Annotated in this window: 18 protein-coding genes; 9 read left to right on the plus strand and 9 right to left on the minus strand. The window is 70.8% G+C overall.

Annotated elements, in window-relative coordinates:
- Window positions 1-11: 11 nt before the first annotated feature.
- The 5 genes from OG462_RS20710 (at window position 12) to OG462_RS20730 (ending at window position 7,708) form a co-directional block, all read left to right on the plus strand.
- Window positions 12-2,372 (plus strand): SulP family inorganic anion transporter, encoded by a 2,361-nt coding sequence (locus tag OG462_RS20710; protein WP_406059599.1) that lies wholly within the window; start codon window positions 12-14, stop codon window positions 2,370-2,372.
- Window positions 2,373-2,599: 227 nt separating this feature from the next.
- Window positions 2,600-4,555 carry an acetate--CoA ligase gene (gene acs / locus OG462_RS20715; protein WP_406059601.1) on the plus strand — a complete coding sequence of 652 codons (1,956 nt, stop codon included), beginning with the start codon at window positions 2,600-2,602 and terminating at the stop codon, window positions 4,553-4,555.
- A gap of 277 nt (window positions 4,556-4,832) precedes the next feature.
- The gene (gene nhaA, locus OG462_RS20720) at window positions 4,833-6,230 is read left to right on the plus strand and encodes a Na+/H+ antiporter NhaA (protein ID WP_406059603.1); all 1,398 of its coding nucleotides are present in this window, start codon (window positions 4,833-4,835) and stop codon (window positions 6,228-6,230) included.
- A 57-nt stretch (window positions 6,231-6,287) separates the two neighbouring features.
- Window positions 6,288-6,773 (plus strand): phage holin family protein, encoded by a 486-nt coding sequence (locus tag OG462_RS20725; RefSeq protein ID WP_406059605.1) that lies wholly within the window; start codon window positions 6,288-6,290, stop codon window positions 6,771-6,773.
- On the plus strand, window positions 6,770-7,708 hold the full coding sequence (locus OG462_RS20730) for an alpha/beta fold hydrolase (RefSeq protein WP_406059606.1): 939 nt from the start codon (window positions 6,770-6,772) through the stop codon (window positions 7,706-7,708). Before OG462_RS20725 ends, OG462_RS20730 begins: the two co-directional genes overlap by 4 nt.
- Window positions 7,709-8,093: 385 nt before the next feature.
- Here the strand turns inward: OG462_RS20730 and OG462_RS20735 are convergent, their stop codons facing one another.
- The 3 genes from OG462_RS20735 to nth all read right to left on the minus strand — a co-directional run bounded on the left by OG462_RS20735 (window position 8,094) and on the right by nth (window position 11,132).
- Window positions 8,094-9,293, minus strand: a complete 1,200-nt coding sequence (locus OG462_RS20735) for a MarP family serine protease (RefSeq protein WP_406059607.1) — start codon at window positions 9,291-9,293, stop codon at window positions 8,094-8,096.
- Window positions 9,294-9,359: 66 nt separating this feature from the next.
- Window positions 9,360-10,064, minus strand: a complete 705-nt coding sequence (locus OG462_RS20740) for an NUDIX hydrolase (RefSeq protein ID WP_406059609.1) — start codon at window positions 10,062-10,064, stop codon at window positions 9,360-9,362.
- Window positions 10,065-10,202: 138 nt separating this feature from the next.
- Window positions 10,203-11,132 carry an endonuclease III gene (gene nth / locus OG462_RS20745; RefSeq protein ID WP_406066630.1) on the minus strand — a complete coding sequence of 310 codons (930 nt, stop codon included), beginning with the start codon at window positions 11,130-11,132 and terminating at the stop codon, window positions 10,203-10,205.
- Between the two features lie 231 nt (window positions 11,133-11,363).
- Between nth and OG462_RS20750 the strand changes: the two genes are divergently transcribed.
- Window positions 11,364-12,038 carry a Crp/Fnr family transcriptional regulator gene (locus OG462_RS20750; protein WP_015034542.1) on the plus strand — a complete coding sequence of 225 codons (675 nt, stop codon included), beginning with the start codon at window positions 11,364-11,366 and terminating at the stop codon, window positions 12,036-12,038.
- A gap of 112 nt (window positions 12,039-12,150) precedes the next feature.
- Here OG462_RS20750 and OG462_RS20755 read toward each other — a convergent pair whose 3' ends face one another.
- The 5 genes from OG462_RS20755 to OG462_RS20775 all read right to left on the minus strand — a co-directional run bounded on the left by OG462_RS20755 (window position 12,151) and on the right by OG462_RS20775 (window position 15,588).
- Entirely contained in the window at window positions 12,151-13,035 is an 885-nt protein-coding gene (locus tag OG462_RS20755; RefSeq protein WP_406059611.1) for a prohibitin family protein, read from the minus strand.
- A gap of 116 nt (window positions 13,036-13,151) precedes the next feature.
- The gene (locus OG462_RS20760; protein WP_406059613.1) at window positions 13,152-13,982 is read right to left on the minus strand and encodes an MBL fold metallo-hydrolase; all 831 of its coding nucleotides are present in this window, start codon (window positions 13,980-13,982) and stop codon (window positions 13,152-13,154) included.
- A complete protein-coding gene (locus tag OG462_RS20765) occupies window positions 13,979-14,845 on the minus strand; it encodes an NUDIX hydrolase (protein ID WP_406059615.1) in 867 nt (288 codons plus the stop codon). The genes OG462_RS20760 and OG462_RS20765 overlap by 4 nt, the downstream gene beginning before the upstream one ends.
- 117 nt (window positions 14,846-14,962) lie before the next feature.
- The gene (locus OG462_RS20770; protein WP_406059617.1) at window positions 14,963-15,433 is read right to left on the minus strand and encodes a RidA family protein; all 471 of its coding nucleotides are present in this window, start codon (window positions 15,431-15,433) and stop codon (window positions 14,963-14,965) included.
- Complete coding sequence (locus OG462_RS20775) at window positions 15,430-15,588, minus strand: DUF4177 domain-containing protein (RefSeq protein WP_015034547.1); 159 nt, start codon at window positions 15,586-15,588, stop codon at window positions 15,430-15,432. The genes OG462_RS20770 and OG462_RS20775 overlap by 4 nt, the downstream gene beginning before the upstream one ends.
- Before the next feature lie 139 nt (window positions 15,589-15,727).
- Between OG462_RS20775 and OG462_RS20780 the strand changes: the two genes are divergently transcribed.
- Window positions 15,728-16,690 carry an ArsA family ATPase gene (locus OG462_RS20780; protein WP_406059619.1) on the plus strand — a complete coding sequence of 321 codons (963 nt, stop codon included), beginning with the start codon at window positions 15,728-15,730 and terminating at the stop codon, window positions 16,688-16,690.
- A complete protein-coding gene (locus OG462_RS20785) occupies window positions 16,687-18,063 on the plus strand; it encodes an ArsA family ATPase (RefSeq protein ID WP_406059621.1) in 1,377 nt (458 codons plus the stop codon). Before OG462_RS20780 ends, OG462_RS20785 begins: the two co-directional genes overlap by 4 nt.
- A gap of 25 nt (window positions 18,064-18,088) precedes the next feature.
- Here OG462_RS20785 and OG462_RS20790 read toward each other — a convergent pair whose 3' ends face one another.
- On the minus strand, window positions 18,089-18,433 hold the full coding sequence (locus tag OG462_RS20790; protein ID WP_015034550.1) for a WhiB family transcriptional regulator: 345 nt from the start codon (window positions 18,431-18,433) through the stop codon (window positions 18,089-18,091).
- A gap of 416 nt (window positions 18,434-18,849) precedes the next feature.
- Between OG462_RS20790 and OG462_RS20795 the strand changes: the two genes are divergently transcribed.
- Window positions 18,850-21,084: a transglycosylase domain-containing protein gene (locus OG462_RS20795; RefSeq protein ID WP_406059623.1), complete on the plus strand. Its 2,235-nt coding sequence runs from the start codon at window positions 18,850-18,852 to the stop codon at window positions 21,082-21,084.
- The last annotated feature ends 55 nt before the right edge of the window (window positions 21,085-21,139 follow it).

The raw sequence follows: 21,139 nt of genomic DNA on the forward strand, positions 1-21,139 counted from the left end.
AGGAGACGGGAATGACCCTCTGCACCCCTGCCCGCACAACCAACCGGCCCCGCGTCCAGCGGCCCCACAGCCCGCCGGAGCCGCCACGCCGCTTCCGTATCGCCGGCGCCGACCTCTCCGCCTCGGTCGCCGTCTTCCTGATCGCGCTGCCCCTCTCGCTCGGCATCGCGCTCGCCACCGGAGCACCGCTCCAGTCCGGCCTGGTCGCCGCCGCCGTCGGCGGTCTGGTGGCCGGCCGGTTCGGCGGCTCCCCGCTGCAGGTGAGCGGCCCCGCCGCCGGCCTCACCGTGGTGACCGCCGAGCTCATCCAGCTGTACGGCTGGCGCACCACCTGCGCCATCACCGTGCTCGCCGGGCTCGTCCAACTCGGTCTGTCCGCCCTCAGGGTGGCCCGCTCGGCGCTCGCCGTCTCGCCCGCGATCGTGCACGGGATGCTGGCCGGCATCGGCGTCACCATCGCCCTCGCCCAGCTCCACATCGTGCTCGGCGGCACCCCGCAGAGCTCCGCCGCCGACAACGTCCTCGTCCTGCCCGCCCAGTTGGCGCACATCCACCCGGCGGCGCTCGGCATCAGCGCCCTCACCGTGGCCGTGCTCCTGTGCTGGCCCCGGCTGCCGGGCCGGGCCGGGAAGCTCGCACGAAAGGTCCCGGCCGCGCTCGTCGCGGTGACCGGGGCGACGGTGGTGGCGGCGCTCGCCGGGCTCACCGTCCCGCGCGTCGACCTGCCCTCCTGGAGCAGTCACGCCCTGCCCGGTCTGCCCGAGGGACCGGTGCTCGGCATCGCGGCCGGGGTATTGACGATCACCCTGGTCACGAGCGTGCAGTCGCTGCTCTCCGCCGTCGCGGTCGACAAGCTGGTCGCCGCCCGCCCGGACGGCGGTCGGGGTGTCCCACGCTCCGTCCTCGACCGCGAACTCGCCGGTCAGGGCGCTGCCAACGTGGTGTCCGGGGCGCTCGGCGGACTGCCGGTCGCCGGCGTCGCGGTCCGCAGCGTCGCCAACGTATCGGCGGGTGCTGTGAGCCGCGCCTCCACGATGCTGCACGGCCTGTGGGTCGTGCTCGCGGCCCTGCTGCTCGTGCCCGTGCTGGACCTGATCCCGCTGCCCGCGCTCGCCGCCCTGGTCATGGTGGTCGGCATCCAGATGGTCAGCATCACCCACATCCGTACCGTCACCCGGCACCGCGAGGTCGTCGTCTACGCGGTGACGCTGTCCGGAGTCGTCCTCGTCGGCATCCTGGAGGGCGTCGCGCTGGGCATCGCCGTGGCCATCGCGGTCGCCCTGCACCGGCTCACCCGCACCCGGATCACCCGCGAGGAGCGGGACGGGCGCCACCTGCTGCACGTCCGGGGCCAGTTGACCTTCCTCGCCGTGCCCCGGCTGAGCCGCGCCCTTCACCAGCTGCCCCACGGATCCGATGTGGTGGTCGAGCTCGACGGCTCCTTCATGGACCACGCCGCCTACGAGACGCTGAGCGACTGGACCGCCGGGCACCTCGCCCACGGCGGCACGGTCGAGACGACCGGCCCCTCCGGTACCCGGATCGCCGAGCCCGACCCCGCGACGGCCTCCGCCGCCGCGCACACCTGCTGCCGTCCCTGGAACCCGTGGCACAACCACCAGTGCGGCGAGCAGCCGGCCGACCGGCCCGACGAGGCCGTGGAGCCCCCTCGTACGACGGCTCTGAAGCTGGCCAGCGGCATCGGCAAGTTCCAGCGGAACACGGCCCCGCTGGTACGGGACGAGCTGGCGCGGCTCGCGAGGGAGGGCCAGACCCCTTCGCAGCTCTTCCTGACCTGCGCCGACTCCCGCCTCGTCACCAGCATGATCACGTCGAGCGGTCCCGGCGACCTGTTCACCGTGCGCAACGTCGGGAATCTCGTCCCCCTGCCGGGCGAGGAGAGCGGCGACGACTCGGTGGCGGCGGCGATCGAGTACGCGGTGGAGGTGCTGCGGGTCGAGTCGATCACCGTCTGCGGCCACTCCGGCTGCGGCGCGATGCAGGCCCTTCTCAACGGCGGCCCGGACGACCCGCCGACCCCGCTCCGTCGCTGGCTCCGCCACGGCCGGCCCAGCCTGGAGCGGATGGCGAGCCGGAGACACGCCTGGGCCCGGATCTCCGGACGGCTTCCGGCCGACGCGGTCGAGCAGCTCTGTCTGACCAACGTGGTCCAGCAGTTGGAGCACCTGCGGGCGTACGAACCGGTGGCGCGGCGGCTCGCCGAGGGCACGCTCACACTGCACGGCGTGTACTTCCACGTGGGCGAGGCGCAGGCGTATCTCCTCTCCGGGACGGACGAGGTGCACAGCTACGACGACGTCTTCACCCAGGTCATGCCGACGGAGCCGCTGGAGACGGCGCGCGCGTCCTGAAACGGGCGTCGGCGAGACGGCGCGCGCGTCCTGAACCTTCCGCTCCCCCCGTCCGTGAGACTGTGTGGCCCCTTCTCCCACCGCTCGGGAAGAAGGGGCCCCCGCACGTCGGACAACTCACAGGTCTAAACCAATTGCCTGGATGCTCTTGTCACCCGGGCCTCCGACTGATGAGCTATGACGCGGGACACATACGCACAGAGGACGCCCTGGGAAAGGGAGATGTCGTGAGCAACGAAAGCCTGGCCAATCTGCTTCGGGAAGAGCGTCGATTTTCGCCGCCCGCCGAGCTGGCCGCGCACGCCAACGTGACGGCGGAGGCGTACGAGCAGGCCAAGGCGGACAGGCTGGGCTTCTGGGCCGAGCAGGCCAAGCGCCTGACCTGGGCCACCGAGCCGACCGAGACCCTCGACTGGTCGAACCCGCCGTTCGCCAAGTGGTTCGCGGACGGCGAGCTGAACGTCGCGTACAACTGCGTCGACCGGCACGTCGAGGCCGGGAACGGCGACCGGGTCGCCATCCACTTCGAGGGCGAGCCGGGCGACAGCCGCTCGATCACCTACGCCGAGCTCAAGGACGAGGTCTCCAAGGCGGCCAACGCGCTGACCGAGCTGGGTGTCCGGAAGGGCGACCGGGTCGCCGTCTACCTGCCGATGATCCCCGAGGCGGCCATCACGATGCTGGCCTGCGCCCGCGTCGGCGCCGCCCACTCGGTGGTCTTCGGCGGATTCTCGGCCGACGCCGTGGCCTCCCGCATCCAGGACGCCGACGCCAAGCTGGTCGTCACCGCCGACGGCGGCTACCGCCGCGGCAAGCCGAGCGCCCTCAAGCCGGCCATCGACGAGGCCGTCGCCAAGTGCCCGCAGGTCGAGCACGTCCTCGTGGTCCGCCGTACGGGCCAGGAGACCGCGTTCGCCGAGGGCCGCGACGTGTGGTGGGACGACATCGTCGCCCGCCAGTCCGCCGAGCACACCCCGGAGGCCTTCGAGGCGGAGCACCCGCTCTTCATCCTCTACACCTCCGGCACCACCGGGAAGCCGAAGGGCATCCTGCACACCTCCGGCGGCTACCTCACCCAGGCCGCGTACACCCACCACGCCGTCTTCGACCTCAAGCCGGAGACCGACGTCTACTGGTGCACCGCCGACATCGGCTGGGTCACCGGGCACTCGTACATCGTCTACGGCCCGCTGGCCAACGGCGCGACGCAGGTCATGTACGAGGGCACCCCGGACACCCCGCACCAGGGGCGGTTCTGGGAGATCGTGCAGAAGTACGGCGTCACGATCCTCTACACGGCGCCCACCGCGATCCGCACGTTCATGAAGTGGGGCGACCACATCCCCGCGAAGTTCGACCTGTCCAGCCTCCGGGTCCTGGGCTCGGTCGGCGAGCCGATCAACCCCGAGGCCTGGGTCTGGTACCGCGAGCACATCGGCGCCGGAAAGACGCCGATCGTGGACACCTGGTGGCAGACCGAGACCGGCGCGATGATGATCTCGCCGCTTCCGGGCGTCACCGAGACCAAGCCGGGCTCCGCCCAGCGCGCGCTGCCGGGCATCTCCGCGACCGTCGTCGACGACGAGGCCAACGAGGTGCCGGACGGAGGTGGCGGCTACCTGGTCCTCACCGAGCCGTGGCCGTCGATGCTCCGCACCATCTGGGGCGACGACCAGCGCTACATCGACACGTACTGGTCCCGCTTCGAGGGCAAGTACTTCGCCGGTGACGGGGCCAAGAAGGACGAGGACGGCGACATCTGGCTGCTCGGCCGGGTCGACGACGTCATGCTCGTCTCGGGTCACAACATCTCGACCACCGAGGTCGAGTCGGCCCTCGTCTCGCACCCGTCCGTCGCCGAGGCGGCCGTCGTCGGCGCCGCCGACGAGACGACCGGTCAGGCGATCGTCGCCTTCGTCATCCTGCGCGGTTCGGCCAGCGAGGACGAGAATCTGGTCGCCGAGCTGCGCAACCACGTCGGCGCGACCCTCGGCCCGATCGCCAAGCCGAAGCGGGTCCTGCCGGTGGCGGAGCTGCCGAAGACCCGCTCGGGCAAGATCATGCGCCGTCTGCTGCGCGACGTGGCGGAGAACCGTGAGCTGGGCGATGTCACGACCCTGACCGACTCGTCGGTCATGTCGCTCATCCAGACCCAGCTGCCGGCCGCCTCCAGCGAGGACTGAGCCCCGGCCCGTACGACGCGAACGCCCGCCCCGATCCACTGGGGGCGGGCGTTTCCCGTTCCCGGACGGTTCCCGGACGGCTCCCGGACCGTTCCCGGGCACCTCACCCCGAGGGGACGAAAGGGGCAAAATTCCCTAAAGTAATTCTCGCCGGACACAACCCACGCTCGTTAGGTAAAGTAAGGACCGCGTCAGCGACGCGACAAGAAAACCTAGGTGCGCCGGGAAGTCTGGTCGGCATGTGCTCAGTCCTGCCCACCGACCGGAGGTTTTCCCCGTGGCCGCGCCCGCACCCACCGACCGCAAGTTCCTCGGCCGTCTCTCCCTGCCCGAGCGCCGGTACCTCACCGACGCCCTGCGCACCGAGACCGTCGGCGGTGTGCTGCTCCTCGTCGCCGCCGTCGCCGCCCTCGTCTGGGCCAACACCCCGCTGAGCGAGAGCTACGAAAGCGTCAGCGACTTCCACATAGGCCCCGCCGCCCTCGGCCTCGACCTGTCGATCCAGCACTGGGCGGCCGACGGCCTCCTCGCGATCTTCTTCTTCGTCGCCGGCATCGAGCTCAAGCGCGAGCTCGTCGCGGGCGAACTGCGCGACCCCAAGGCCGCCGCGCTCCCCGTCATCGCCGCGATCTGCGGCATGGCAGCGCCCGCCCTCGTCTACGCCCTGGTCAACACCCTCGGCAACGGCTCGATGGACGGCTGGGCCGTCCCCACCGCGACCGACATCGCCTTCGCGCTCGCCGTCCTCGCCGTCATCGGCACCTCGCTGCCCTCCGCCCTGCGCGCCTTCCTGCTCACCCTCGCCGTCGTCGACGACCTCTTCGCGATCCTGATCATCGCGATCTTCTTCACCGACGACCTGAACTTCGCCGCGCTCGGCGGCGCCGTCGCCGGACTCGTCGTCTTCTGGGTGCTCCTCCACAAGGGCGTCCGCGGCTGGTACGTGTACGTCCCGCTGGCCCTGGTCATCTGGGGCCTGATGTACAACAGCGGCGTCCACGCCACCATCGCCGGTGTCGCCATGGGCCTGATGCTGCGCTGCACCACGCGGGAGGGCGAGAAGCACTCCCCCGGCGAGCACATCGAGCACCTCGTCCGCCCGCTCTCGGCCGGCCTCGCCGTCCCGCTGTTCGCACTCTTCTCGGCCGGCGTGAGCATCTCCGGCGGCGCGATCCACGACGTCTTCACCCAGCCCGTCACCCTCGGCGTCGTCCTCGGCCTCGTCGTCGGCAAGGCGGTCGGCATCTTCGGCGGCACCTGGCTCGCCGCCCGCTTCACCCGCGCGGAGCTCAACCCCGACCTGGCCTGGCCGGACGTCTTCGCCGTCGCCTCCCTCGCCGGCATCGGCTTCACCGTCTCGCTGCTCATCGGGGAACTCGCCTTCGCCGGGGACCCCGTCCTCACCGACGAGGTGAAGGCCGCGGTCCTCATCGGCTCGCTCATCGCGGCCGTCCTCGCCTCCGTCCTGCTGAAGCTGCGGGTCCGCAGGTACCAGGTCCTGGTCTCCGACGAGGAGCGCGACGACGACCACGACGGCATCCCCGACATCTACGAGCAGGACAACCCGGCGTACCACCTGCGGATGGCCGAGATCTACGAGAAGAAGGCCGCCGAACACCGTGAGCGCGCCCAACTGGCGGGGGCACCGCGCGACGGGGCCGACCGTCCGGCATGATCTGAGTCGGACCGCGTAGAAGAGAACTCGGACCGCAGAAGAGAAGAGGGAGCACCGATGAGCGACCCGTTCGACGGAACCGAGCGCAGCCTCGGCCAGCTGGTCGCCTCGGCGACCGCCGAGATGTCCGCGCTGGTGCACGATGAGATCGCCCTGGCCAAGGCCGAGATCCGACAGGACGTCAAGCGCGGCGCGATCGGCAGCGTCGCCGGCATCGCCGCCGGGGTGGTGCTGCTGTTCTCGCTGCCGATGCTGAGCTTCGCGCTCGCGTACGCCATCAACACCTGGACCGGCGGGCACAACGGCAACGGGGGCTGGAACCTCATCTGGTGCTTCCTGCTCTCCTTCGCGGCGAACGTGCTGATCGCGGGCCTGCTCGGGTTCCTCGCGTACGCCAAGTTCAAGAAGGTCAAGCCGCCGGAGAAGTCCATCGCCTCCGCCAAGCAGACCGCCGCGATCATGCAGAACGCGAAGCCGCACCCCCGTCCGGCGCAGCGCCCGGCGCTGGACAAGGCCTCCGCTGTGGCACGCTCGTCCGTATGACCCTCCCCGAGAGCAGCAACGGCGGGCCCGTCCGACTCGACGGGCCGTGGACCCATCGCGACGTGGCCGCCAACGGCGCCCGCTTCCACATCGCCGAGATGGGCGACGGCCCGCTGGTGCTGCTCCTGCACGGTTTCCCGCAGTTCTGGTGGACCTGGCGCCACCAGCTGCCCGTCCTGGCCGAGGCCGGGTTCCGGGCCGTCGCGATGGACCTGCGCGGGGTAGGCGGCAGCGACCGCACCCCCCGGGGTTACGACCCCGCCAACCTGGCTCTCGACGTGACCGGCGTGATCCGCTCCCTGGGCGAGCCGGACGCGGCGCTCGTCGGGCACGACCTGGGCGGCTACCTCGCCTGGACAGCGGCCGTCATGCGGCCCAAGCTGGTGCGCCGGCTCGTGGTCTCCTCGATGCCGCACCCGCGCCGCTGGCGTTCGGCGATGCTCTCCGACTTCGCCCAGTCCCGGGCCGGTTCGCACATCTGGGGCTTCCAGCGGCCGTGGCTGCCGGAGCGTCAGCTGGTCGCGGACGACGCGGAACTCGTGGGCGAGCTGATCCGGGACTGGTCGGGACCGCAGCCGCGGCTCAGCTCGGACGAGCAGGCCATCGAGGTGTACCGGCGGGCGATGCTGGTCCCGTCGACGGCGCACTGCTCGATCGAGCCGTACCGCTGGATGGTGCGCTCCCTGGCCCGCCCGGACGGCATCCAGTTCAACCGGCGCATGAAGCGGCCGGTGCGGGTGCCGACGCTCCATCTGCACGGCTCCCTGGACCCGGTGATGCGGACCAGGAGCGCCGCGGGGTCGGGCGAGTACGTGGAGGCGCCGTATCGCTGGCGGCTCTTCGACGGCCTCGGTCACTTCCCGCACGAGGAGGACCCGGTGGCCTTCTCGACGGAGCTCGTCAACTGGCTGAAGGACCCCGAGCCCGACCGCTGAAGGAGCCGGGGCGACCTCTGAACGAGCCGGGCCGGCCGCTGACGGTCCCTCTGCCCGCTCCGGTGCGTACAGACTTCCTTCGAACGGCCATGTGCCTCGCGCATACTCCAATTGGCGGGGCCCCGGGCGGTTACCGACCTTGGGCCCCGGGCAGACGTCGAGGTATGGGCTGGACGCACGACTACGGTGACACGACAGCACGCAACCGCCGCTCGGCCGCTGGGCAGGGCTCTCGCGAGGGGGCCGGCCCGCCGGACCCGGGCGGTGCGCACGCCGCGGGAGGGGTGGGGATCTCGCGCATCCTCCGCCGCCGGGCCCGCTGGGTCTCGGCCAGGCTCCGGCATCCCCGCGACACGCCTTAGGGCCTGTCCGGGACCGATGGGCTCTACAGGGCGCAGGCCTGGGTGTCGACCTGCTGGTCGGCGGTCCTGCCGAGCTCGATGTCCTCGCGGATCTCGTCGACGGTCAGGGCGTAGCCGGTGTTCACGTCGTCGAGGGAGCGGGCGAAGATCACGCCGGACACCTCGCCCTCCGCGGTGAGGAGCGGGCCGCCGGAGTTGCCCTGGCGGACCGTCGTGTACAGCGAGTACACGTCCCTGCGCACCTCGCCCCGGCGGTAGATGTCGGGCCCGTCCGCGTTGATACGGCCCCGGACGCGCGCCGAGCGCACGTCGTACGAGCCGTTCTCGGGGAATCCGGCGACGATCGCGCCGTCGCCGCTGCGGGCGTCCTCGTCGGCGAAGGTCAGCGGCGTGGCCTTGAGGTCCGGCACGTCCAGGACGGCGATGTCGCGCTGCCAGTCGTAGAGGACGACCTTGGCGTCGTAGAGCTTGCCCTCGCCGCCTATCTGGACGGTCGGCTCGTCGACGCCGCCGACGACATGGGCGTTGGTCATGATCCGGCGGTCGTCGAAGACGAATCCGGTGCCTTCGAGGACCTTGCCGCAGCTCTGCGCGGTGCCGACGACCTTCACGATGGAGCGCTGGGCGCGTGCGGCGACCGGGCTCTCGGCGAGCGCCGGGTCGGGGGGCATGACCGGGGTGATCGGCTCGTTGGCGAAGGGGCTGAAGACCGGCGGGAAGCCGCTGCGGGCCAGCGTGGAGCTGAAGTCGTCGAACCAGCGGGACGCCTGATCCGGCATCACCTCCTCGACCCCGAGCAGGACCTTGGAGTTCCGCACCTCCTTGCCCAGGGTGGGCATCGTGGTACGGGCCAGTCCGGAGCCGATCAGCCAGGCCACGAGCAGCATCGCGACGACGTTGACCAGGGCGCCGCCGGTGGCGTCGAGGGCGCGGGCGGGTGACCAGACGATGTGGCGGCGCAGCTTGTTGCCGAGGTGGGTGGTGAAGGCCTGGCCGACGGAGGCGCAGACGATCACCACCATCACGAAGACGACCGTCGCCGTGGTCGAGACCTCGCTGTTGTCGGTCAGCTGGTCCCAGAGGATCGGCAGCAGCAGCACGGCGACGAGACCGCCGCCGAGGAAGCCGATCACCGACAGGATGCCGACCACGAATCCCTGGCGGTAGCCGATGATCGCGAACCACACGGCGGCGAGCAGCAACAAGATGTCCAGCACGTTCACCGTCAATTGCCTCGCAGATTCGTTTCCGGTCGCCGGGGATCAGCCAGTCCGCCGGGGTTCAGCCTGTCATGAGCGCCAGTCGAGCGGGACCTGCTTGGACCGGTCCCAGGGTCGCTCCCAGCCGGAGAAATGCAGGAGGCGGTCGATCACTCCGGCCGTAAAACCCCAGACCACAGCGGACTCGACCAGGAAACCGGGGCCGAGGTGGCCGCTCGGGTGGGCCGTGGTCACCCGGTTCGCCGGATCCGTGAGATCCGCCACGGGCACGGTGAAGACCCGGGCGGTCTCACCGGGGTCGACGACTCCGACGGGGCTGGGGGCGCGCCACCAGCCGAGGACCGGGGTGACGACGAAGCTGCTGACCGGGATGTAGAGCTGGGGCAGGACGCCGAAGAGCTGGACGCCGGCCGGGTCGAGTCCGGTCTCCTCCTGGGCCTCGCGCAGGGCGGCGCGCAGCAGCCCGCCGTCCGCCGGGTCGCCGTCCTCGGGGTCGAGGGCGCCGCCGGGGAAGGAGGGCTGTCCGGCGTGCGAGCGCAGGCTGCCGGCCCGCTCCATGAGCAGCAGCTCGGGGCCGCGCTCGCCCTCGCCGAAGAGGACGAGGACGGCGGACTGGCGCCCGGCGCCGCTCGCGGGCGGCAGGAAGCGACTCAGCTGCTCGGGCTCGACCGTGCGGGCGGCCCGGTCGACGGGCCCGAGCCAGTCGGGCAGCCCGTCCCGGCTGATCAGCCCGCCGGTACCGGGCCCGTGGATCTCTTCATCAGTGCGCGTCATAGACACCCCCGAGTTTCACAACGCGATCGACGCACGGGTTCGTTCCCTCTGGAGCTCGTACGGGATCCCGGGGGAACCGGAGCCCGTACGGGATCCCCGGGGGCCCGGAGCCAGTAAGGGATCCGGTGCGGCCCGGGCTCAATCGCTCGCACCCAGCGGGGGCGCCGGGCGGCCCGGGTAGCCGGGTGGAGGGTCGAGCCGCTGGCCGGGGAAGCCGCCCATCTCGTACTTGAGCAGCTTCTTCGCCTTCTCGGGGTCGGTCTCGCCCTCCCCGTACGACGGGCAGAGGTAGGTGATCGGGCAGGCGCCGCAGGCCGGCTTGCGGGCGTGGCAGATACGGCGGCCGTGGAAGATCACCCGGTGCGAGAGCATCGTCCACTCGCTCTTCGGGAAGATCGTGGCGACCTCGGCCTCGATCTTCACGGGGTCGTCGGACTCGGTCCACTTCCAGCGCCGGACGAGCCGCATGAAGTGGGTGTCGACGGTGATGCCGGGGACCCCGAAGGCGTTGCCGAGGACGACGAAGGCGGTCTTGCGGCCGACGCCGGGGAGCTTGACGAGGTCGTCGAGGCGGCCGGGGACCTCACCCCCGAAGTCGTCCCGGAGGGCGGCGGCGAGGCCCATGATCGACTTGGTCTTGGCGCGGAAGAAGCCGGTGGGGCGGATGAGCTCCTCGACCTCCTCGGGCACGGCGGCGGCGAGGTCCTCGGGCGTGGGGTACTTCGCGAAGAGGGCCGGGGTGGTCTGGTTGACCCGCAGGTCGGTGGTCTGCGCCGAGAGGACCGTGGCGACGAGGAGCTCGAAGGGGTTGCGGAAGTCGAGCTCCGGATGGGCGTACGGGAAGACCTCGGCGAGCTCGCGGTTGATCTTGCGGGCCCTGCGGACCATCGCGAGCCGCGACTCGGGCTTGGCGGGCTTCCCGGGCTTCGTGAGCTCGGAAGGCTTCACGGACGGGGCGGGCTTCACGGGCTTGACGGGCGCGGCGGACTCCGTAGACTTCCGATTTGCGGCTTTCGCCCGTTTCGACACGCCGCGTTCGCCCACAGCGGAATTACCTTCGGCCGACACTCTTTCAGCCCCCTTGGCCTGCGCTCTCACCGGCGAGTTGGACACCCGGCCAGCCTAGGGGCCACCACCGACATCCGCCCCGGGCGTGGCCGATCAGCCCCCAATCGGGCCCCTGACGTACGGACGGGCGGCTCGGTACGTCAAACTTGTTGTGATTGATCGCACTGTTTTGTGCGTCCGGCATCATGGGACCCAGGTCCCCTGAGCAGGTCGACAGTATGGAGAGAACTCGTGGACGACGTTCTGCGGCGCGCCCCGCTCTTCGCGGCGCTCGATGACGAGCAGGCTGCCGAGCTGCGCGCCTCGATGAGTGAGGCGACGCTCGCCCGTGGCGACGCGCTCTTCCACGAGGGCGACCCCGGCGACCGCCTGTACGTGGTCACCGAGGGCAAGGTGAAGCTGCACCGCACTTCCCCCGACGGCCGGGAGAACATGCTGGCCGTCCTCGGACCCGGCGAACTCATCGGTGAGCTGTCGCTCTTCGACCCGGGCCCGCGCACCGCGACCGCGACCGCGCTGACCGAGGTCAAGCTGCTCGGCCTGGGCCACGGCGACCTCCAGCCCTGGCTGAACGCCCGCCCCGAGGTGGCCACCGCGCTGCTGCGCGCCGTCGCCCGCCGACTGCGCAAGACCAACGACCAGATGTCCGACCTGGTCTTCTCCGACGTCCCGGGCCGCGTCGCCCGCGCGCTCCTCGACCTGTCGCGCCGCTTCGGCGTGCAGTCGGAGGAGGGCATCCACGTCGTCCACGACCTCACCCAGGAGGAGCTCGCCCAGCTGGTCGGCGCCTCCCGCGAGACGGTCAACAAGGCGCTCGCCGACTTCGCCCAGCGCGGCTGGCTGCGTCTGGAAGCCCGCGCCGTGATCCTGCTCGACGTGGAGCGCCTCGCGAAGCGCTCGCGGTAGGCACGCGCGTACGTACGGCACACCCGTACGCACGCTCGTGCGCTCGCTCGTACGTGAAAAGGCCGCCCCGGCCGATGCGGACCGGGGCGGCCTTTCGCGTGTCTCCGAACGGTCAGCGCTTCGAGCCGTCCACGATCACCGGGGCGGAGGAGCCGTTCGCGCAGGGCACGGTGTAGATCGGGTTCTTCGCCGCGGCCTCCTTGAACGCGTCGATGCACTGGTTCATCAGGACCCGGTCCGTCAGCGAGTCGTTGAGGATCTTGTTGGCGCGGGCGATGCCCTCCGCCTCGATCCGGCGCCGGTCGGCCTCGGCCTTGGCGGTACGGGCGGCCTCGGTGGCCCGCTCGGTGGCCTGCTGCTGCTGGATCTTGCGGTCGATCTGGGCCTGGAGCGAGTCCGAGGGCTTCACGTTGCGCAGGTTGACCGTGGTCACGTCGATGCCGCGCGGGGTCAGCCGCTCCTTGATCAGGGTGCCGATCTCGGCGTTGATCTTCTCCCGGTCGGAGGCGTAGCCCTGCTCGCTGGTGTAGCGGGCGAAGACGTTACGGACGATCTCCCGGCTGTCGGGGAAGACGAGGCGCTGCTGAATGGAGTCCTCGCTGCCCGCGAGCTTGTAGAGCTCCACGGCCTTGGACGGGACGACGGCCCACTTCACCGTCACCTCGACGTACATGACACCGCCCTGCGAGGAGCGGACCTCGACCACGTCCTTGTCGGAGAGGTTGAGGTCGACGGGGCGGGTCGAGAAGGTCGTGACGTTGGTGAAGGGCGACTTCACGTGCATGCCGGAGGTCATGGGCGAGCCGACCTTGCCGAAGGCGACCGGCACGCCGACCTCGTACGCGCTGATCACGTACGTCATGCTCACGATCAGCGAGAACAGGCCGGCCAGGACCGCGCCGAGGGCGCCGAACTTCAGCCCCTTGGAATCGTTGGCGCGGCCGACGAAAAAGAGCACCACTGCGGCTATGACCAGCAGGATGGCGATGACGAACACGGGCGTTCCCCCCGAAAGCTACGGCCAGAAGTAAGCGGAGCGTAAAGCACAGGTCAAGAGGACCGACGCGCCGGGGTACCGCTCGGTTCCGGATCGTGACAACTCCGCCCCGCCGCTCAGACCAGGCCCCGCTCCCTCAGGTACTCCAGCTGCGCCCGTACGGACAGCTCGGCCGCCGGCCACAGCGAGCGGTCCACGTCCGCGTACACGTGGGCGACGACCTCCGCCGGCGTCCGGAAGCCGCTCTCGACCGCCGTCTCGACCTGGGCGAGCCTGCCCGCCCGGTGCGCGAGGTAGAACTCCACCGCCCCCTGCGCGTCCTCCAGGACCGGCCCATGCCCCGGCAGGACCGTGTGCACCCCGTCGTCGACGGTGAGCGAGCGCAGCCGCCGCAGCGAGTCCAGGTAGTCGCCGAGACGCCCGTCCGGATGGGCCACCATCGTCGTCCCGCGCCCCAGGATCGTGTCCCCGGTCAGCACGGCCCGGTCCGCGGGCAGGTGGAAGGAGAGCGAGTCCGAGGTGTGGCCGGGCGTCGGGACGACCCGCAGCTCCAGGCCGCCGACGGTCACCACGTCCCCCGCGCCGAGCCCCTCGTCGCCGAGCCGCAGCGCCGGGTCGAGGGCCCGTACGGCCGTCCCGGTCAGCTCGGCGAAGCGGCCGGCGCCCTCCGCGTGGTCCGGGTGGCCGTGGGTCAGCAGCGTGAGCGCGACCCGCTTGCCGAGCTTCTCGGCGGTGTCGATCACATGGCGCAGATGGCTGTCGTCGAGCGGGCCCGGGTCGACGACGACGGCGAGGTCGGAGCCGGGCTCGGAGAGGAGCCAGGTGTTGGTGCCGTCGAGGGTCATCGCGGACGGGTTCGGCGCGAGCACGTTCACCGCGCGGGCGGTCGCCGGCCCGGAGACCACGAGCCCGCGCGGCTGACCGGGCAGGGCTGCGGCATCGCTCATCGGGCGCCTCCCATCGGGATGATCTTGGTGAACTCCTCGTGCCCGGGCCAGCTCAGGACGAGCTCGTCGCCGTCCAGACGCGCCTGCGCGAGCACCGGGGTCATGTCCTGCTCCCGTGCCCCCGCGAGGGCCTCGGCGGCCGTGCCGTACGGCTCCAGGGTGCGCAGGGTCGAGATCGTCGGCGGCATCATCGTCAGCTCACCCCGGTCGTAGCCGGCCGCGGCCTCCGCCGGGCGGATCCAGACGGTCCGGTCGGCCTCCGTGGAGGCGTTCCTGGTGCGCTGCCCGGCCGGAAGGGCGGCCACGAAGAACCAGGTGTCGTACCGGCGCTGCTCGAACTCCGGGGTGATCCAGCGGGCCCACGCGCCGAGCAGGTCGGAGCGTACGACGAGCCCGCGCCGGTCCAGGAAGTCGGCGAAGGACAGCTCCCGCGCGACGAGCGCCTCCCGGTCCCGCTCCCAGTCCTCGCCGGTGGTGTCGCCGACGACCGCGCCCTCGGTCTCCCCGGCGAGCAGGACGCCCGCCTCCTCGTACGTCTCGCGTACGGCGGCGCAGACCACGGCCTGGGCCTGCGCGGGGTCGTCGAGGCCGAGCCTGGCCGCCCAGGTCTCCAGCGAGGGCCCCGCCCAGCGCACCGGGTGCTCGTCGCGCGGGTCGACCCCGCCGCCGGGGTAGGCGTACGCGCCGCCCGCGAAGGCCATCGAGGCGCGGCGGCGGAGCATGTGGACGTCGGGCCCGGCGGCCCCGTCCCGCAGCAGCAGGACGGTGGCGGCGCGGCGCGGGGTCACCGGCGTGAGCTCACCGGCGGCGAGGGCGCGGATACGGTCGGGCCACTCGGGCGGGTACCACTGACCATTCGACATGGCCGGATGCTATGCGCAAGTACTTGAATGCACGAGAGCCGGTTCCCGCCGGGTGGGCCCTTGCGGGCCCGCGCGGTAGAACCGGCTCTGCGTCGCGTACGGAGGTACGGCGGAGGGTCAGGCCTCGACCAGCTCCACCTGGACCTCGACCTCGACCGGGGCGTCGAGCGGCAGTACGGCCACGCCGACGGCGCTGCGCGCGTGCACGCCCTTGTCGCCGAGGACCGCGCCGAGCAGCTCGCTGGCCCCGTTGATGACGCCCGGCTGACCGGTGAAGTCGGAGGCCGAGGCGACGAAGCCGACGACCTTCACGACCCGCTTGATCCGGTCCAGGTCACCGGCGACCGACTTCACGGCCGCGAGGGCGTTCAGCGCGCAGGTGGCCGCGAGCTTCTTGGCCTCCTCGGCGGTGACCTCGCCGCCGACCTTGCCGGTCAGCTGGAGCTTGCCGTCCACCATCGGGAGCTGGCCCGAGGTGTAGACGTACACGCCGGACTGCACGGCCGGCTGGTAGGCGGCCAGCGGCGGCACGACGGCCGGCAGGGTCAGGCCGAGTTCGGCGAGCTTCGCCTCGACGGCCCCGCTCACGACTTGGCCCGCTTCAGGTAGGCCACGAGCTGCTCGGGGTTGTTCGGCCCGGGCACGACCTGGACGAGCTCCCAGCCGTCCTCGCCCCAGGTGTCCAGAATCTGCTTGGTCGCGTGCACCAGAAGCGGCACCGTGACGTACTCCCACTTGGTCATGGGCCCGACTGTATCCGCTGCCGCGGGGCGGCTCTCCGAGGCAGCCCTGATCCGGACCGATCGGCAGGACACCCCCTAGGGGACTTCTCCGGGGCGGCCTCCTGATTGGGCACCGCCGCCAGTGGTTAGGCTCGACAGCGTGAGCAGGCTCCAGGTCGTCAGCGGCAAGGGCGGTACCGGTAAGACGACGGTCGCCGCCGCCCTCGCGCTCGCCCTCGCGACGGAGGGCAAGCGCACCCTTCTCGTCGAGGTCGAAGGCAGACAGGGCATCGCACAGCTCTTCGAGACGGAGGCCCTTCCGTACGAGGAGCGCAAGATCGCCGTCGCCCCGGGCGGCGGGGAGGTGTACGCGCTGGCGATCGACGCCGAGCGCGCACTCCTCGACTACCTCCAGATGTTCTACAAACTGGGCGGGGCGGGGCGGGCCCTGAAGAAGCTCGGCGCGATCGACTTCGCGACGACGATAGCGCCGGGCGTACGGGACGTCCTGCTGACCGGCAAGGCGTGCGAGGCGGTCAGGCGGCGCGAGAAGAACGGCGGCCACACCTACGACCACGTGGTCATGGACGCGCCGCCCACCGGCCGCATCACCCGCTTCCTCAACGTCAACGACGAGGTGGCGGGTCTGGCGAGGATCGGCCCGATACACAACCAGGCGCAGGCCGTCATGCGGGTCCTCAAGTCCCCTGAGACGGCGGTTCACCTGGTGACGCTCCTGGAGGAGATGCCGGTCCAGGAGACCGCGGACGGCATCGCGGAGCTCCGCGCGGCCGAACTGCCGGTGGGCCGCGTCGTGGTGAACATGGTCCGGCCGCACGTCCTCGACGAGGCGGCGGTACGGGCCGCCTCCGGCGACCACCGGGACGCGATCGCCAGGACGCTCGCCTCCGTCGGCGTCGCGGGCGGCACGACGCTGGTGGAGCCGCTCCTCGACCAGGCGACCGAGCACGCCCGGCGGGTGGAGCTGGAGCGGACGCAGCGCGCGGTCCTGGACGACATCGGCGTCCCCGCGTACGAACTCCCCTTCCTGGGGGACGGGGCGGACATCGCGGGGCTCTACCGGCTGGCGAAGGAACTGCGGAAGCAAGGGGTGGGCGCGTGACGGAGAAGTCCCCCGACGGTCGCGACTCGACATCCGACGGTCGCGACACGGCCCCCGAGACGCACGGGCTCGACGCCGTCCCCGTCCTGGAGCTCGACCAGCTGATCGACGACCTCGGCACCCGCATCATCGTCTGCTGCGGCGCGGGCGGGGTCGGCAAGACGACCACGGCGGCCGCCCTCGGCGTACGGGCGGCGGAGCGCGGCCGGCGGGTCGTCGTCCTCACCATCGACCCGGCCCGCCGCCTCGCCCAGTCGATGGGCATCGACTCCCTCGACAACACCCCGCGCAAGGTCGACGGAATCAAGGGCTCCGACGGCGGCGAACTGCACGCGATGATGCTGGACATGAAGCGGACCTTCGACGAGATCGTCGAGGCGCACGCAGAGCCCGACCGGGCGCGGGCGATCCTGGAGAACCCCTTCTACCAGTCCCTGTCGGCCGGATTCGCCGGTACACAGGAGTACATGGCGATGGAGAAGCTGGGCCAGCTCCGGGCCCGCGACGAGTGGGACCTGATCGTCGTGGACACCCCGCCGTCCCGGTCCGCGCTGGACTTCCTGGACGCGCCGAAGCGGCTCGGGTCGTTCCTCGACGGGAAGTTCATCAAGCTGCTCATGGCGCCGGCGAAGGTGGGCGGCCGGGCGGGGATGAAGTTCCTCAACGTCGGCATGTCGATGATGACCGGGACCCTCGGCAAGCTGCTGGGGGGTCAGTTCCTCAAGGACGTGCAGACGTTCGTCGCGGCGATGGACACGATGTTCGGCGGATTCCGGACCCGCGCCGACGCCACGTACAAGCTGCTCCAGGCCCCGGGCACGGCCTTCCTCGTGGTGGCCACGCCGGAGCGGGACGCGCTGCGGGAGGCCGCGTATTTCGTGGAGCGGCTGGCCGCCGAGGAGATGCCGCTGGCCGGCCTCGTCCTCAACCGCGTCCACGGCAGCGCCGCCGCCCGGCTTTCGGCCGAGCGGGCGCGGGCCGCGGCGGAAAATCTTGACGAGGGGCGCATTGTGGATCAGGGGCGCGGGAAGACTGACCGAGGTGGCTCCCCGGCCACCGAGCACGAGCCGTCCGACCTCGCCACCGCCGCCACCGCACCACCCGTACCCGAGGCTGCCCCCACAGCCGCACCGGCACAGGAACCAGCCGTAGACGACGCAGACGTACGACAACTCACCGCGGGCCTTCTACGCCTGCATGCCGAGCGCATGCGGGTGCTCGCGCGTGAGCAGCGCACGCGCGACCGCTTCACCGCGCTTCACCCCGAGGTGGCGGTGACCGAAGTGGCCGCCCTGCCCGGCGATGTGCACGACCTCGCCGGGCTGCGGGCCATCGGCGACCGGCTCACGGCCGGGCGCGCGAGCCCGGCCTGATCGGCTGGAGACCCCTGGGCCGCGGCTACCCCACCGCGGCGTACGCCTCGTACGTCGCGTCGTCCTCGATCGCCACGGGCAGCAGGCCCGCTCCCCGCTCGTACTCCGTGCGCGCGGTCTCCAGGAGCCGGCGCCACGAGGTGACGGTCGGCCTGCGGCGCAACAGTGCACGTCGTTCGCGCTCCGTCATGCCGCCCCACACGCCGAACTCCACGCGGTTGTCGAGGGCGTCGGCGAGGCACTCGGTCCGCACCGGACATCCGGTGCACACCGCCTTTGCCCTGTTCTGCGCCGCTCCCTGCACGAAAAGTTCATCCGGATCGGTAGTGCGGCAGGCCGCCTGCGCACTCCAGTCAGCTACCCAGCCCATACCGGCGCCGTCCTCTCCCGAATCGAGGCTCCCCCACGGCGACAGCGGCATATTCACCGCTGCCAGTTGGGACGTTACGGAAGGTGGGCACAGCGCAACACCCCCTTCGGGCCCAATCTTGGATGGCCCGAACGGACTATGCGTGCGCGTCAGATCACCCAGGGGAGTGATCGAAGGACATGCGTGTGATAGCGGACATATCACCTGGATACGTCCTTCTTTGACGGGGCCACATCGGGCACCGCGTGACGCATGAGCCGGAATCGGACACGAGGTCCCCATGTTTCGGGGTCACGGGAATTCATGCCGAAGTCACACCCGGGTCTTGATGCCAGACCACACTGCTGTGACAGTTGGGAGCAGCTTAGGCCAAGGCATATACGTGTGTCCGGCGAATGAGAACGTAGGCTGCCCCCATGGCAAAGAAGCGCTCCGGCGGTGGTCTGACCGGGACCCAGCAGGCCGCCAAGTTCCTCGGTGTCAGTGTGCTCGCGGGAGCCGTGCTGGCGGGCATCGCCCTGCCCGCGGCCGGCGCACTGGGTCTGGCGGCGAAGGGCACGGTCGAGGGGTTCGACGAGATCCCCTCCAACTTGAAGACCCCGCCGCTGAGTCAGCGCACCAAGATCCTCGACGCCGAGGGCGGGCTGATCGCCACGGTGTACTCGCGGGACCGGACGGTCGTCCCGCTCGACAAGATCTCCCCGTACATGCAGAAGGCGATCGTCGCGATCGAGGACGGCCGCTTCTACGAGCACGGGGCGATCGACCTCAAGGGTGTGCTGCGCGCGATCAACCGCAACGCGCAGTCGGGCGGGGTCTCGCAGGGCGCGTCGACCCTCACCCAGCAGTACGTGAAGAACGTCTTCGTCGAGGAGGCCGGTGACGACCCCGAGAAGGTCGCGCAGGCCACCCAGCAGACCATCGGCCGCAAGGTCCGCGAGCTGAAGTTCGCGATCCAGGTCGAGGAGGAGCTGGGCAAGAAGAAGATCCTGGAGAACTACCTCAACATCACGTTCTTCGGGCAGCAGGCGTACGGCATCGAGGCCGCCTCCCAGCGGTACTTCTCCAAGCGCGCCGCCGACCTGAGCCTCGGCGAGGCGGCGATGATGGCCGGTCTCGTCCAGTCGCCCAGCCGCTACGACCCGATCAACGACATCCAGGAAGCCACCAAGCGCCGCAACGTGGTCCTCCAGCGGATGGCCGACGTCAAGGACATCAGCCAGGCCGAGGCGGACAAGGCGAAGGCGGCCCCGCTCAAGCTGAAGGTCAGGACGCCGAAGAACGGCTGCATCACCGCCGTCAGCGGCGCCGGTTTCTTCTGCGACTACGTCCGCAAGACGATCCTCAGCGACCCGATCTTCGGCAAGACGGCCGAGGAGCGCCAGAAGCTGTGGAACCTGGGCGGTCTCACCGTCAGGACCACGCTCGACCCGCGGGCCCAGGCCGCCGCCAACGAGGCCGCCGTCGCGAAGATCAACAAGGACGACCCGGTCGCCGCCTCGGTCGTGCAGGTCCAGCCCGGCACCGGCAAGATCGTGTCGATGGGCCAGTCCCGTCCGTACGGCCTGGACCAGAAGAAGCACGAGACCACGCTCAACCTCGCCGTCAGCAACCGGATGGGCGGCAGCACCTACGGCTTCCAGGTCGGTTCGACCTTCAAGCCGATCACCGCCGCCGCGGCCCTGGAGAAGGGCATCAGCCCCGCGCAGCCCTACACCACGCCGTGGAAGATCACGCTGGACAAGAGCTCCTTCCTCACCTGCAAGGGACGGCCCTCCGGCTACGACAAGTGGGACCTGCAGAACGAGGTGGAGTCCGAGGCCGGCACCTGGGACATGACCAGCGCGCTCGGCAAGTCCATCAACACCTACTTCGCGATGCTCGAGCAGCAGACCGGTCTGTGCGAGACGGTCCAGATGGCGAAGAAGCTGGGCTACGAGCGCGGCGACGGCAAGCCGATCGAGGAGAACGCCTCGATCACCCTCGGCGGCGAGGTCAGCACCCCGCTGTCGATGGCGAGCGCCTACGCGGCCTTCGCCAACCGTGGCCAGTACTGCACCCCGATCGCCATCGAGTCCGTCCGGGCCGCCAACGGCGACAAGCTCAACGTGCCGGACACCAAGTGCACGCGGGCGATGAGCGAGCGCACCGCCGACACCATCAACCAGATGCTGAAGGGCGTCGTCGAGGACGGTACGGGTACGAGGGCCGGCCTCAGCGACCGCGACAACGCGGGCAAGACCGGTACGACGAACGACCGCAAGGACGCGTGGTTCGTCGGCTACACCCCGAACCTGTCCACGGCCGTCTGGGTCGGTGACGACATCGGCGAGAAGAAGTCGATGTACCGCATCACCATCGGCGGCGAGTACTACGACAAGGTCTGCGGTGGCTGCCTCCCCGGCCCCATCTGGCGGATCGCCATGACGGGCGCCCTCGACGCCTCCGAGACGCCGAGCTTCGCCCCCATCTCCGTACCGCGGGCCGAGAAGCCCAAGGACAAGGAGGAAGGGGACGAGGGTCCGAACAAGCCGGGCAAGCCCGGGAAGCCGGGCGACAACAAGCCGACCAACCCGTTCCCCGGGATCACACTCCCGCCGGGCATGATCGGCGGAGCCGGCAACGACAACGGCCGCGGCGGAAACCGCTGACGGCACGCGGATACGAGGAAGGGCGCCCCAACTTCGGTGGGGCGCCCTTCCTCGT

It is taken from the genome of Streptomyces sp. NBC_01077 (assembly GCF_045162855.1).
Taxonomy (GTDB): Bacteria; Actinomycetota; Actinomycetes; order Streptomycetales; family Streptomycetaceae; genus Streptomyces.

What these genes read in the sequence shown, in the direction of transcription:
- OG462_RS20790 (WP_015034550.1), bottom strand. Translation starts at nt 18,433, where the DNA reads ATGGGCTGGGTAGCTGACTGGAGTGCGCAGGCGGCCTGCCGCACTACC.
- OG462_RS20765 (WP_406059615.1), bottom strand. Translation starts at nt 14,845, where the DNA reads ATGTCGAATGGTCAGTGGTACCCGCCCGAGTGGCCCGACCGTATCCGC.
- OG462_RS20725 (WP_406059605.1), top strand. Translation starts at nt 6,288, where the DNA reads ATGAGCGACCCGTTCGACGGAACCGAGCGCAGCCTCGGCCAGCTGGTC.
- OG462_RS20740 (WP_406059609.1), bottom strand. Translation starts at nt 10,064, where the DNA reads ATGACGCGCACTGATGAAGAGATCCACGGGCCCGGTACCGGCGGGCTG.
- OG462_RS20760 (WP_406059613.1), bottom strand. Translation starts at nt 13,982, where the DNA reads ATGAGCGATGCCGCAGCCCTGCCCGGTCAGCCGCGCGGGCTCGTGGTC.
- OG462_RS20710 (WP_406059599.1), top strand. Translation starts at nt 12, where the DNA reads ATGACCCTCTGCACCCCTGCCCGCACAACCAACCGGCCCCGCGTCCAG.
- OG462_RS20795 (WP_406059623.1), top strand. Translation starts at nt 18,850, where the DNA reads ATGGCAAAGAAGCGCTCCGGCGGTGGTCTGACCGGGACCCAGCAGGCC.
- OG462_RS20730 (WP_406059606.1), top strand. Translation starts at nt 6,770, where the DNA reads ATGACCCTCCCCGAGAGCAGCAACGGCGGGCCCGTCCGACTCGACGGG.
- OG462_RS20775 (WP_015034547.1), bottom strand. Translation starts at nt 15,588, where the DNA reads ATGACCAAGTGGGAGTACGTCACGGTGCCGCTTCTGGTGCACGCGACC.